We start from the raw sequence: 12,559 nt of genomic DNA on the forward strand, positions 1-12,559 counted from the left end.
CGCGTGTCGGGCGGATTTAAAAGGCCTCTCCGACTTTTACGCCGCCCGCCGTGTCCTGCGGCGAGGCAAGGCCGGCAACAAAGGCTTGCGCCGCTTGGAAACCCGTTGTCTGTATAACGGCTTGTACCGCCTCATGACCGAGCGAGTTTTCCATGTATTGCCAACGTCCGGCCAAATCCTGGTTGTCGGGAATGGTGAAACCGTCGCGCAATTCATCGACCAAGTCGGGACGGTTGCAGACCAATATGATGTCGCAACCTGCCTCAAAGGAAATGCGGGCGCGTTCTTTGATGCCGCCGACTCCGCACGCGCCCTCCATGGTCAAATCGTCCGAGAAAATCACGCCTTTGAACCCGATGTCGCGGCGCAAAATCTGTTTCAGCCAGATTTCGGAAAACCCTGCGGGCTTTGTGTCCACTTGCGGATAAACGACGTGGGCGGGCATGACCGCCGCCATACCTTCGCGGCTCATAATGCGGAAGGGGGCGAGGTCGGCGGCTTCGAGTTCGTCGAGGCTGCGCCCGTCTTCGGGTAGCACCAAATGGCTGTCCCCTTCGACAAATCCGTGTCCGGGGAAATGTTTGCCGCATGATTTCATACCGCCTTTTGCCAAACCTTTTTGAAGGGCGAGGGCGAGGCGGGCGACCGCTTCGGGATTGCGGTGGAAGCTGCGGTTGCCGATGACGGCGCAGTTTCCCCAGTCCAAATCTAAGACGGGCGTGAAGGACAAATCGATGCCGCAGGCGGAAAGCTCGGTTGCCAAAACCCGGCCGACTTGTCCGGCAGCGGTTTCGGCGGCGGACGCGCCGTCTTTGTCCCAAATTTGCCCTAAAACGTTCATTGCAGGCAGGCGGGTGAAGCCTTCGATAAACCGTTGCACCCTGCCGCCTTCGTGATCGACGGCGATAATGAGTTCGGGTGTGCGCAGGGCTTTGATTTCGGCGGTGAGTGTTTTGAGCTGTTCAATGTTTTGGAAGTTGCGGCGGAAGAGGATGATGCCGCCGATTGCGGGATCGAGCAGGCGTTGCTTTTCCTCTTCGGTCAGGCGGAAGGCGGCAATGCCTGCCATGACGGGGCCGCGCGGAATATGGGGGACGGTCATTGCGGTTTGCTCCAAAAAACTTCAGACGGCATATGCCGTCTGAACAGGGGGGAAGGTCAAACGTCGGCGCGTTTTTTATCTTTCAACAGAAAAATCAGCACCGCCAATACAATACCGGTCGTGCCAAAGCCCAACAGCGCGGATTTTGTCAGACCCAATGCGAGGTAGCCCGATGCGGCGGCGGCGGCAACCGTCAGGGCATAAGGCAGTTGCGAGGTAACGTGGTCGATGTGGTTGCAGCGCGCGCCGGTGGACGACAGGATGGTCGTGTCGGAGATGGGCGAACAGTGGTCGCCGCATACCGCCCCCGCCATTACTGCGGACATACACGGGATAATCAGCGCGGGTTCGACTTTGACCGCCATGGCGGCGGCAATCGGCAGCATAATGCCGAACGTCCCCCAGCTTGTGCCTGTGGCAAACGCCATCACGCTGGCGAGCAGGAAGAGGATGACGGGCAGGAAGCCGGGATGGATGTTGCCCGCAACCAGCGTGGAGAGGTAGTCGCCCGTGTGCATTTCGCCGACAACCGTACTGATGAGCCAGGCAAGGATTAAAATGGCGATTGCGCCGAACATGGATTTCGCACCCTGCCACACGGCTTTGGGATAATCGGCGGTTTTAATCGTGCCGAACGTGCAGAGGACGACGGCAAGCACGCCGCAAGTGCCGCCGAATACCAGCGAAGTGTTTACGTCGGTATTTTCAAATGCCCCCAAAATGCTGAAGGTTTCGCTTGCCTGCGCGCCGGTGTAGATCATGGCGGAAACCGTTGAGGCGATTAAGGCCAAAACGGGAATAATCAATGCGTAAACACGACCTTTGGTAGCGTCTGAAGCGGCGGTTTCGTCGTGGGCTTCGTTCAACGCAGCCTGTTCGAAACGCGCCATCGAGCCGATGTCGAAGGAGAACCATGCGACGACGAATACCATAATCAGGGCAAACAGCGCGTAATAGTTCATCAGGCTCATGGCGACAAACGTCCCCATCGGCGTGTATTCGGTAATTTTGTAGGTAACGAGCAATCCGGCAAGCGTGGCGATAATCGACGCGCCCCAGCTTGAAACGGGCATCAGCACGCACATGGGCGAGGCAGTGGAGTCGAGGATGTAGGCGAGTTTGGCGCGGGAAACTTTAAACTTGTCGGTAACGGGGCGGGCAATCGCACCGACGGCGAGGCTGTGGAAATAGTCGTCGATAAAGGTTACGAACACGAGGCAGGCGGTCAGCATTTTCGCGCCGCGCCGGTTTTTAATGTGCCGTTTTGCCCAGTCGGCAAACGCCTGATTGCTGCCGGAGTAGGTCAGCAGTGAAGTGAAAATGCCCAAAAGTATCAGGAAAACCAAGATTTTTGGTTTGCCCAGCGACCAATCGCCGTCTGCCCAAGCCAAGCCGACGACCATGTCTTTCAGGTGTGTCAGACCGTCGACGGGGTTGCCGCCGACCAAAAAGGCAACGCCGACCAAAATACCGATGCCTAAAGACAGCAGTACGCGGCGGGTAATGACGGCAAGTGCCAGTGCCAAAAAGGGTGGCACAACCGAGAAAAATGAATGTGAATAGTCAATCAGCTGCATGGTTTATGGGGGGTGTTAAGCGTCCGGATGGGTGGGTATCTGTCCGCCTCCGGTTTGGGTTTTGTTGGCAAAATGGGTGGAAATATTTTTTGTCGTAAAAAATATTTGTTTAAAATCAACCAACTGATTTTTGTAAAATGCCCGTTAATCGGTATTGACGGGCATTTTATCATTTAAAAATATTTTGGTTAAATTATGTGCGTTATTGCAGGTTTAATGCGATGAACAGCGTGTTGCCACGGCGCATGACCAGCAGGGGGACGTTTTTGCCTGCCTTGTCCATAGCTTTGCGGAAACCGGCTTCGTCATTGACGGGGACTTGCCCGACGGCGAGGATTTCGTCGCCGCGCCTTAAGCCTGCGCGTTCTGCCGCGTCGGAAACCCGTACGACGACGAGGTGTTTGCCGCTGCTGTCGGTATGTGTCTGAAGGGTAATGCCTGCGGATTCGACCGAGAACGTACCGGATTGCTGTTCGGTGTAGGGGGCTTCATCTGTTTTGGATGATGCGCCGGTATGCTCGGCGGCGTTGCCCAGCTTGGCTTTGATTGTGATTTCTTCGCCTTTGCGCCATACGCCGAGGCTGACTTCTTTTCCCGGCGTAATGGCGCCGACCATGACGGGAAGGTCGCCGGAAGAACGTATTTCTCCGCCGTCGAGGCTGAGGACGATGTCGCCCGCCTGCAGGCCGGCACGTTCTGCGGGGCTGCCGGGAAGGATTTTGGCAATCAATGCGCCGCTGGCTTTATCCAGACCGAACGACTGTGCCAAACCGTAGGATACTTCCTGAATAATCACGCCCAGTTGTCCGCGTTGGACTTTGCCGGTGTTTTTCAGCTGTTCGGCGACATTCATGGCAACGTCAATCGGGATGGCAAAGGAGATGCCCATGAATCCGCCGCTGCGGCTGTATATTTGCGAATTGATGCCGACGACCTGTCCTTTTAAGTTGAACAGCGGGCCGCCGGAATTGCCCGGATTGATGGCAACGTCGGTTTGGATGAAGGGTGTGTAGCTTTCGTTGGGCAGGCTTCTGCCTTTGGCGGACACGATGCCGGCGGTCACGCTGTTGTCAAAGCCGAAGGGCGCGCCGATGGCAGCGACCCATTCGCCCGGTTTCAAATTTTTGGGATTGCCGATTTTGACGACGGGTAGCTCTTCCGTTGCGTCGATTTTCAGAAGGGCGACATCGGATTGGACATCCGAACCGATGAGTTTGGCGGTATATTCGCGCTTGTCGTTGAGCAGGACTTTGATACTGCCCATACCGGCAACGACGTGGGTATTGGTCAGGATGTAGCCGTTTTTGCTGATGATGAAGCCCGAACCGAAGTTCAATCCGCCGTCATCTGCTTCTTCTTGGGGGATTTCGGGCATGTTCGGGACGAGGCGTTTGAAAAATTCGTAGAACGGGTCGCTGTCGGCAAGCGGGTCGGAATCGGTTTCGGCATTGCCGCTGCCGTTTTGGGTGCGCGGGGCGGGGGCTGCCTGAATATTGACGACTGCCGGGCCTTCGCTTTGAACCAGTTGGGCAAAGTCGGGCAGCAGCATACTGACACTGCCGTCGTCTTTGGTGTGTTCGATGCGTTCTACGAAGGATGCTTCTTTTTTGTCCGCACCGAAAAAGCTGCCTGCCTTTTCGCAGCCTGCCAGCAAGGCGGCACACAGTGCCGCCAAAGCGAAGTATTGGTATTTTTTGAACACGTTTTGTCCTTTGTCGGATGCCGGTACCGGCTTTAATGCCGTCTGAAGCGCATTTTGTCGGCTTCAGACGGCATAGGTTGAAATTCTACAACGTCCGTCCGAATTTTCAAGCGTTTCATTTTGAAGGGCGGCGGCGGTCAGGATTTGGCGGGATATTCGCACAAATCGTTGATGATGCAGGTTTGGCATTGCGGCTTTAAAGCCTTGCAGGTGTAGCGTCCGTGCAAAATCAGCCAGTGGTGCGCGTCCATCAGAAATTCTTTAGGAATGAAGCGCATCAGTTTGTCTTCGACTTCGCGTACATCTTTTCCGGGTGCGATTTTGGTTCGGTTGGACACGCGGAAAATATGCGTATCGACCGCCATAACGGGGTGTCCGAACGCTGTGTTCAATACCACGTTTGCCGTTTTGCGCCCCACGCCAGGCAACGATTCCAAAGCCTCGCGGTCTTCCGGCACTTCGCCGTTGTATTTTTCCAGCAGGATGCGGCAGGTTTGCATAATGTGTTTGGACTTGGTTTTATACAGCCCGATGGTTTTCGTGTATTCCATCACGCCGTCCAAGCCCAAATCCAGCATCGCCTGCGGCGTATCGGCAACCGGAAACAGCTTCGCCGTCGCCTTGTTTACGCCGACATCGGTCGCCTGCGCCGAAAGCAGAACGGCGATTAAAAGCTCGAAAGGGGAGTTGAAATTCAGCTCGGTGGTCGGATGGGGGTTGGCGGCGCGGAAACGCTCGAAGATTTCTTGGCGGATTTGTCTGTTCATTTTTTTTGTGCAGTCGGTTTGTGCGGTCGGCATTATAACGCACGGTTCAGGCGGCGTAATATTGCATTCCCCACAGAATGAAGGCGTAACGCGCCGTTTTGCCGATAACCAGCATCAGCCCGCTTGTCCACGGATTCAACCGCAGCCAGCCGGCGGTAAGCGGCAGTGCGTCGCCGACGACGGGCAGCCACGCAAACGCAAGCAGCCAAATACCGAAACGCCGTATCAGATTCAGTGTTTTTTCAGACGGCATTTTTCGGGAAGGCAGCAAACGTCCCATCCAATAGGAAACCATACTGCCCAATCCGTTGGCAAGGCCGGCGCACAGCAACGCGCCGTATGCGTGTTTGGGGAAGTTGCGGACGAACAGGGCGAAGGCGGCTTCGGACGTGCCGGGCAGGAGGGTGGCGGAAGTGAAGGCGGAAAAAGCGAGGGCGGCGTAGGTGTAGGAGGGTATCATTGCAAACAGTCCCAAACAGGTAAAAATCGGCGACGGATTATACGGTATTTTCACGCCCCCGCCGAAGGGCGGAGGACGGTGCAAAAATACGGCACAGCCGTATGCCCCTTTATTTGTCGGGCATACGACATTCTTTCCGCTCCGGTTTTGATGCCCCGATGCGGCATTTCCGAATTTTCCGGATACGGCGGAGGATTTTCATTTTATTGGGAACGGTTTTTGCAAGCCCGCCGGAATTTTTTAAAATCTATTAAAACCTATGCAAACAACTGTAAAATATTAATTTCTGCTGCTTGAATTTCAGATCGGCGCATTGCCTGCATCCGATAAAGTTTGCAAAATGTTCAAATATCAGTATGATTTGCATTGCCGTTAAGAAATGTCAATTTCTATTTTCTTGAAACGGGCAATATTCCGACACCACGAAAGGCAAATCATGTCTGCGCAATCACAAAACAACCATACGTCCCCATTGGTCGTCTTGACCACGCTGTTCTTCATGATGGGTTTTATTACCTGCATGAACGACATCCTTATCCCTCATTTGAAAGAAATTTTCGACCTCTCTTACGTTCAGGCGATGCTGATTCAATTTTGCTTTTTTACCGCCTATGCGGTAATGTCCATCCCGATGGGGGCTTTTGTCGGCAAAGTCGGCTACAAAAACGGCGTTATCGGCGGCTTTCTGCTGACGGCGGTCGGGTGCCTGCTGTTTTATCCTGCTGCGGGCAGCCATTCTTACGCGGTATTTTTGGGCGCGTTGTTTATTTTGGCTTCCGGCGTAACGCTGCTTCAGGTCGCCGGTAATCCTTATGTTACCCTGCTGGCGAAACCCGGCAAGGAATCGGCAACGCTGACGCTGGTTCAGGCGTTTAACGCTTTGGGTACGACCATTGCGCCTCAAATCGGCGCGTTCCTGATTTTGGCGGACGCAACCCAAACCGTCAGCAAGGCGGAACAGATTTCTTCCGTACAGATTCCCTATTTGGGACTGGCGGGGCTGCTGATTATCCTTGCCGTTTTCGTGAAAATGATCCGGCTGCCCGACGCGCGCAAAATTGCCGCCGAGGAAAGCGCGCACAACCACGACGGCAAAACCGGCGTATGGCAATACAAACATCTCGTGTTCGGTACGGCAGGCATTTTCTGCTACGTCGGTGCGGAGGTGTCTATCGGTTCGCTGATGGTCAATGTGTTGGGTTATCTGAAAGGGCTGGATCATGCTTCTGCCGCGCATTACCTGTCGTTTTATTGGGGCGGAGCGATGGTCGGACGTTTCCTCGGTTCGGCGGTAATGGCGAAATTCGCGCCCAACCGTTATTTGGCGTTTAACGCATCGGCTGCGGTCGTGCTGCTTGCCGTCGCGATGGCGACGGGCAGCGGCAATGCGGATGTGGCGATGTGGTCGCTGCTTGCCATCGGTTTTTTCAACTCGATTATGTTCCCGACGATTTTCTCTTTGGCAACCAAAGGGTTGGGCAAATTCACCAACGCGGCTTCCGGTGTGCTGTGTACCGCGATTGTCGGCGGTGCGGTCGTGCCGGTAATTCAAGGTTGGGCGGCGGATACTTACACCCTGATGTCTTCGTTTGTCGTTTCCGTTATCTGTTACCTGTATATCGTGTTTTTTGCGGTGTACGGATATAGGGCGGACAAATAATCTTTTTCTTGAGAAATGCCGTCTGAACATCTTTCAGACGGCATTTTTGCGTACCGGTGTTTGCGGCGTGTGTGCCGAGGTTTTAATACTTCAATCCATAAAAGTCTTATATGCCAACAAATAAAAAAATAAAAAAATAAAAATTATATTTCAAAAAAATTAATTTAAATCGAGAAAATTGCCGTTTTGTTTCTGCCCGGCTTTTGTAAAACGCTAAAATGCCGTCTGAAAACGTCGGGCAGATTCGGCATGGTGTGTTAGAATCCGTTAACTTTATATCAAATCGGGCAAAGAATCATGTTTGCTTTCAAATCCTTACTCGATATGCCGCGCGGTGAGGCACTTGCCGTCGTCGTCGCTCTGATTGCCGCAATGGGCTATACCATCATTTCATTGGAGTGGCTGCCGCATATGTCCATTATTGCCGCCATCGTCGTGCTGATTTTGTACGGCTTGGCGCGCGGTTTGAAATACAACGATATGCAGGCAGGGATGATAGGCGCGTTGAATCAGGGTATGGGCGCGGTTTACCTGTTTTTCTTCATCGGGCTGATGGTCAGCGCGCTGATGATGAGCGGCGCGATTCCGACGCTGATGTATTACGGTTTCGGGCTGATTTCCCCGACTTATTTTTATTTTTCCGCCTTCGCGCTGTGTTCCGTCATCGGCGTGTCCATCGGCAGCAGCCTGACCGCCTGCGCCACTGTCGGCGTTGCCTTTATGGGGATGGCGGCGGCGTTTCAGGCCGATATGGCGATGACGGCGGGCGCGATTGTTTCCGGTGTGTTTTTCGGCGATAAAATGTCCCCGCTTTCCGACACCACGGGCATTTCCGCGTCCATCGTCGGTATCGACCTGTTTGAACACATCAAAAACATGATGTACACCACCATCCCCGCGTGGCTTATCAGCGCGGCACTGATGCTTTGGCTTCTTCCCAGCGTCGCCGCGCAGGATTTGAACAGCGTCGAATCCTTCCGCAGCCAGCTTGAAGCCACGGGATTGGTGCACGGCTATTCGCTGATTCCGTTTGCACTGTTGGTCGTTTTGGCATTGATGCGCGTCAATGCCGTGGTCGCCATGCTCTTTACCGTCATTGCCGCCGTTGCCGTAACGTATCTGCACAGCACGCCCGATCTGCGTCAGCTCGGCGCGTGGTTTTATGGCGGCTACAAACTCGAAGGCGAAGCGTTTAAAGACATTGCCAAACTGATTTCGCGCGGCGGCTTGGAGAGTATGTTCTTTACGCAGACCATCGTTATCCTCGGTATGAGTTTGGGCGGGCTGCTGTTTGCGCTCGGTGTGATTCCTTCCTTGCTGGAGGCCGTCCGTACCTTCTTGACGAATGCCGGACGCGCGACGTTCAGCGTTGCCATGACTTCGGTCGGGGTCAATTTCCTGATTGGAGAGCAATATTTGAGCATCCTGCTTTCGGGAGAAACGTTCAAACCCGTTTACGACAAACTCGGCCTGCATTCGCGCAACCTGTCGCGGACTCTGGAAGATGCGGGGACGGTGATTAACCCGCTCGTGCCGTGGAGCGTGTGCGGCGTATTTATCAGCCACGCCCTTGGCGTACCCGTTTGGGAATATCTGCCTTATGCCTTTTTCTGCTATTTGAGTTTGGCTTTAACCCTGTTATTCGGCTGGACGGGGCTGACTTTGAGCAAAAAATAAGCGGATAAGCGAAATGCCGTCTGAACCTGTTTTCCGGTTTCAGACGGCATTTTTATGTTTGGCGGATGGGGCGGATTGAAACAGAAAACGACCGTACCGTCATCCTAAACTGTGCAGAAACGGCGGTGCGGGCAGGCTCTGCTTACTTCACGCGGGTCGCCATCAGCGTGTGCAGGCGGCGGTTGTCGGCGCGGGCGACGGTGAACTGCAAACCGCCGATAAGGACTTTTTCGCCGCGCACGGGCAGGTGTCCCAATTCCTGAATGACCAAGCCGCCGATGGTGTCGGCTTCTTCGCTGCCGTATTCCGTACCGAAAAAGGCGTTGATGTCTTCGATTTCGGTAGCCGCGTGGATGCGCCAGCGTTCGGCGGAAACGGAGTGGATGTTGTCGGCGCTTTCGTCTTCGTCAAACTCGTCTTCGATGTCACCGACGATTTGCTCGATGATGTCTTCAAAGGTGACCAAACCCGACGTGCCGCCGTATTCGTCGATGACGATTGCCATATGGTTGCGCTGTTCGCGGAACTCTTTTAAAAGGGCGGTCAAAGATTTGCCTTCGGGCACGAAAACGGCAGGGCGCAAGACGGATTTCAGGTGGAACTGCTCGGGGTTGAACATATATTTGAGCAGGTCTTTGGCGTGCAAAATGCCCAAAACTTCGTCTTTGTCTTCGCCGATGACGGGGAAGCGCGAATGGGCGGTATCGATGACGTAGGCGGTGATGCGTTCGATGCTGTCGTTTTCTTTCAATACGTTCATGCGGCTGCGCGTAATCATCGCATCGCGCACTTCCAGCTCGGCAAAGTCCAATACTTTTTCCAGCCGGGTCAGTGTGTCGGCATCAAAAACTTCCTGTTCGTGCGCCTGCCGAAGCAGGTTTAATACGTCTTCGGCGGAATCGGGTTCGCGGGCGAGTCGGGCAATCAGGCGTTCAAAAAAATTTGTTTTCGGTTGTGCGCCGTCCATTTTAATGTCCGTCCTCTCGGTAGGGGTTGGGATAGCCTGCCGCCCGCATCAGGCGGATTTCTTCGGCTTCCATTATTTCGGCCTCATCGTCTTTGATGTGGTCGTATCCCATCAGGTGCAGCGTGCCGTGTATGGTTAAGTGGGCAAAATGCCGTTCAGGCGTTTTGCCCTGTTCGGCGGCTTCTTTTAAAACGACTTGCGGGCAGATAATCAAATCGCCGTACAGTCTTTCCGAAACTTGGCAGGGCAGGATTTCGCCTTCGTTGAGCGCGAAACTCAATACATTGGTGGCATAATCTTTGCCCCGGTAGTCGCGGTTGTAGGCGCGGGCTTCTTCTTCGTCCAAAAGAATCAAACCGATGTCGGCGCGGAGGTATTCGTTTTTCAAGGCAGACCACGCCCAGCGGTAAAAATCGCGTTCGGCGGGGATGCCGGCGGCGGAAGAGGCGTTTTCAAAGTTCAAATGGAAACGTTGCCGCTGCAACGTTAAGAAAGGGTATTTTTTGGCGCGTTTCATTGTGGCGGGTTTCGTGTTTTGTGGGCGTAAATATAACATAGACCTGACGGTGCCGTCTGAAGAAACGTTCAAAATATGATAGACTCCACGCCGTTTCCATTCTTTGAACGCATTGAACATGAACCCGAAAAAACTTGTTATCGCCAGCCGCGAAAGCCTGCTTGCCATGTGGCAGGCGAAACATATCCAAGGCCGTCTGAAGGCGCTGTATCCCGATTGCGAAGTCGAAATTTTGGGCATGACCACGCGCGGCGACCGGATTTTGGACAGAACTTTGTCAAAAGTCGGCGGGAAAGGCTTGTTTGTCAAAGAGTTGGAACAATCCCTTCAAGACGGGCGCGCCGATTTGGCGGTGCATTCGATTAAGGACGTGCCGATGGATTTGCCCGAAGGCTTCGCCCTTGCCGCCATCAGCGAACGCGCCAATCCGTTTGACGCGTTTGTGTCCAACCGATACGCGCGTTTGGAAGAAATGCCCGAAGGCGCGGTTGTCGGCACATCCAGCCTGCGCCGTGAAGCCCAGTTGCGCGCGCGCTATCCGCATTTGCTTATCAAACCTTTGCGCGGCAATGTGCAAACCCGTTTGTCCAAACTCGACAACGGCGAATACGATGCAATTATCTTGGCTGCCGCCGGGTTGCAGCGTCTGGAATTGGATGAACGCATCCGCATGATTTTGTCGGAATCCGACAGCCTGCCTGCCGCCGGACAAGGCGCATTGGGTATTGAAATTGCCACGCATCGCGAAGATTTGTACGAAGTCTTGAAGCCGTTAAACCACGATACCACACACGCCTGCGTTACCGCCGAACGCGCTTTGGCGCGCGCTTTGGGCGGAAGCTGCCAAGTGCCGCTGGCCGCGTATTGCACTGAAGAAAACGGGCTGCTGATCTTGCGCGGATTGGTCGGGCACCCCGACGGATCGATTGTGTTGCAGGCGGACGCGCAAGCCCCTGCCGGATATGCCGATGCGCTTGGACGTGCGGTTGCCAAAAAACTGGCGGACGACGGTGCGCAGGAATTGATTGGAGCAGTATTGAATACGGAAAATTGATTTTATCGAAAATTTAAAGAAAATAATATAAGTTATTGTTTTTAATTAATTTATTTAATAAGTTCTACTTACCTTATTTCGTCATTCCCGCGCAGGCGGGAATCCAGTTTGCTCGGTTTCAGTTGTTTTTAATCAATTCTTGCAGCATTGGGTTTCCAGATTCCCGCCTGCGCGGGAATGACGGCGGAAAGGTTTTTGTGGCTTCGGATAATACTGTGGCGTTCAAATTTTGAATTTGAGAATGATGATATTCGTATTTTTTATTGTGGCTGTACTAGATTATCCCTAAATTCCACACCGATCCCGCAGGATTTTTAGCTGCCGGGACGGTGTGCCGGAGTTAAATCGAAATTCGCATTCCCTCAACAACGGCGGGAAAGGTTTACGATCGATTCCGTTGTATTTTCGCAAGGCGCGTTTTGCCTGATTCCAAAAGTTCCCAATGCCGTTAATGTGGTTCCGACGGTCTGCAAATTCCTTGGAACGGTTGATGCGGCAACGGATAAAACCGCCCGCGTCCAACTTGCCGCGGCTGCCCGGGCTATCGGCATAAACAATACCGTCCGGCATGATTTTCTTTTTGACGGCAGGGAGCAACGTTTCAGGCTCGGCATTGTCCGCGGCAACGGTATAGGCCCGCCCGTTGCGTTTCGGGTTGATTTTATAGATGTTTTTAGCTTGTTTGAAATTGTTATAGTTTATTGTTTTTTAACAAAAAACAGATGCCGTCTGAACTGGTTAAGGTTCAGGCGGCATTTTCATATGGCTGCGCTTTTTACAGTATATTCAATTAAAAACAAAATAGTACAACACTCGACGTTGAAGGTTTAACCATGGCATACTCTGCGGACTTAAGAAACAAAGCTTTAAACCATAGCGGATTAACAAAAATCAGGACAAGGCGGCGGGCCGCAGGCAGTACGGATAGTACGGAACCGATCCGCCCGGCGCTCCATCACCTTAGGGAATCGTCCTCTTCGAGCCGGGGCGGGGCAACGCCGTACCGGTTTTTGTTAATCCGCTATATTACGGACAATGCAAAAACACCGGCCAAACCGCAGCAACGTTTAACTTGT

General features: G+C 53.5%; 11 protein-coding genes and 1 pseudogene. 4 read left to right on the plus strand and 8 right to left on the minus strand.

All coding sequences use genetic code 11. The annotated features are described in order from the left end of the window. Positions 1–16: 16 nt before the first annotated feature. The 5 genes from nagZ to DFR77_RS04620 form a co-directional block, all read right to left on the minus strand. Positions 17–1,102 carry a beta-N-acetylhexosaminidase gene (nagZ, locus tag DFR77_RS04595; protein ID WP_071197646.1) on the minus strand — a complete coding sequence of 362 codons (1,086 nt, stop codon included), beginning with the start codon at positions 1,100–1,102 and terminating at the stop codon, positions 17–19. 56 nt (positions 1,103–1,158) lie between these two features. Next, positions 1,159–2,679: a Na+/H+ antiporter NhaC family protein gene (locus DFR77_RS04600; protein ID WP_003687421.1), complete on the minus strand. Its 1,521-nt coding sequence runs from the start codon at positions 2,677–2,679 to the stop codon at positions 1,159–1,161. A gap of 202 nt (positions 2,680–2,881) precedes the next feature. After that, positions 2,882–4,381 (minus strand): DegQ family serine endoprotease, encoded by a 1,500-nt coding sequence (locus DFR77_RS04610; RefSeq protein ID WP_003687423.1) that lies wholly within the window; start codon positions 4,379–4,381, stop codon positions 2,882–2,884. Between the two features lie 137 nt (positions 4,382–4,518). After that, the gene (gene nth, locus DFR77_RS04615) at positions 4,519–5,148 is read right to left on the minus strand and encodes an endonuclease III (protein ID WP_003687424.1); all 630 of its coding nucleotides are present in this window, start codon (positions 5,146–5,148) and stop codon (positions 4,519–4,521) included. A 46-nt stretch (positions 5,149–5,194) separates the two neighbouring features. Then, positions 5,195–5,608 (minus strand): YqaA family protein, encoded by a 414-nt coding sequence (locus tag DFR77_RS04620; protein ID WP_003687428.1) that lies wholly within the window; start codon positions 5,606–5,608, stop codon positions 5,195–5,197. A 436-nt stretch (positions 5,609–6,044) separates the two neighbouring features. On the opposite strand from DFR77_RS04620, the gene DFR77_RS04630 reads away from it, so the two are divergent. Both DFR77_RS04630 and nhaC read left to right on the plus strand, forming a co-directional pair. Continuing rightward, entirely contained in the window at positions 6,045–7,268 is a 1,224-nt protein-coding gene (locus DFR77_RS04630) for a sugar MFS transporter (protein ID WP_010356724.1), read from the plus strand. Positions 7,269–7,565: 297 nt separating this feature from the next. After that, positions 7,566–8,945, plus strand: a complete 1,380-nt coding sequence (nhaC, locus tag DFR77_RS04635; RefSeq protein WP_003687433.1) for a Na+/H+ antiporter NhaC — start codon at positions 7,566–7,568, stop codon at positions 8,943–8,945. Between the two features lie 142 nt (positions 8,946–9,087). Here the strand turns inward: nhaC and DFR77_RS04640 are convergent, their stop codons facing one another. Further along, positions 9,088–9,912, minus strand: coding sequence for a CorC family transporter (locus tag DFR77_RS04640; protein ID WP_003687434.1), 825 nt, complete (start codon positions 9,910–9,912; stop codon positions 9,088–9,090). 1 nt (position 9,913) lies between these two features. Next, positions 9,914–10,429, minus strand: a complete 516-nt coding sequence (gene ybeY / locus DFR77_RS04645; RefSeq protein WP_003694796.1) for an rRNA maturation RNase YbeY — start codon at positions 10,427–10,429, stop codon at positions 9,914–9,916. Positions 10,430–10,547: 118 nt separating this feature from the next. On the opposite strand from ybeY, the gene hemC reads away from it, so the two are divergent. Further along, on the plus strand, positions 10,548–11,483 hold the full coding sequence (hemC, locus tag DFR77_RS04650; protein ID WP_003696714.1) for a hydroxymethylbilane synthase: 936 nt from the start codon (positions 10,548–10,550) through the stop codon (positions 11,481–11,483). A 285-nt stretch (positions 11,484–11,768) separates the two neighbouring features. Here hemC and DFR77_RS04660 read toward each other — a convergent pair. Then, positions 11,769–12,134, minus strand: a pseudogene (locus tag DFR77_RS04660) (transposase); the annotation flags it as partial. Between the two features lie 182 nt (positions 12,135–12,316). Between DFR77_RS04660 and DFR77_RS13690 the strand changes: the two are divergent. After that, on the plus strand, positions 12,317–12,559 hold a 243-nt coding region (locus tag DFR77_RS13690), incomplete at its 3' end, for a hypothetical protein (protein ID WP_346223242.1).

The organism is Neisseria gonorrhoeae, assembly GCF_003315235.1.
Taxonomy (GTDB): Bacteria; Pseudomonadota; Gammaproteobacteria; order Burkholderiales; family Neisseriaceae; genus Neisseria; species Neisseria gonorrhoeae.

What these genes read in the sequence shown, in the direction of transcription:
- nagZ (WP_071197646.1), bottom strand. Translation starts at nt 1,102, where the DNA reads ATGACCGTCCCCCATATTCCGCGCGGCCCCGTCATGGCAGGCATTGCC.
- DFR77_RS04600 (WP_003687421.1), bottom strand. Translation starts at nt 2,679, where the DNA reads ATGCAGCTGATTGACTATTCACATTCATTTTTCTCGGTTGTGCCACCC.
- nth (WP_003687424.1), bottom strand. Translation starts at nt 5,148, where the DNA reads ATGAACAGACAAATCCGCCAAGAAATCTTCGAGCGTTTCCGCGCCGCC.
- DFR77_RS04620 (WP_003687428.1), bottom strand. Translation starts at nt 5,608, where the DNA reads ATGATACCCTCCTACACCTACGCCGCCCTCGCTTTTTCCGCCTTCACT.
- DFR77_RS04630 (WP_010356724.1), top strand. Translation starts at nt 6,045, where the DNA reads ATGTCTGCGCAATCACAAAACAACCATACGTCCCCATTGGTCGTCTTG.
- nhaC (WP_003687433.1), top strand. Translation starts at nt 7,566, where the DNA reads ATGTTTGCTTTCAAATCCTTACTCGATATGCCGCGCGGTGAGGCACTT.
- DFR77_RS04640 (WP_003687434.1), bottom strand. Translation starts at nt 9,912, where the DNA reads ATGGACGGCGCACAACCGAAAACAAATTTTTTTGAACGCCTGATTGCC.
- ybeY (WP_003694796.1), bottom strand. Translation starts at nt 10,429, where the DNA reads ATGAAACGCGCCAAAAAATACCCTTTCTTAACGTTGCAGCGGCAACGT.
- hemC (WP_003696714.1), top strand. Translation starts at nt 10,548, where the DNA reads ATGAACCCGAAAAAACTTGTTATCGCCAGCCGCGAAAGCCTGCTTGCC.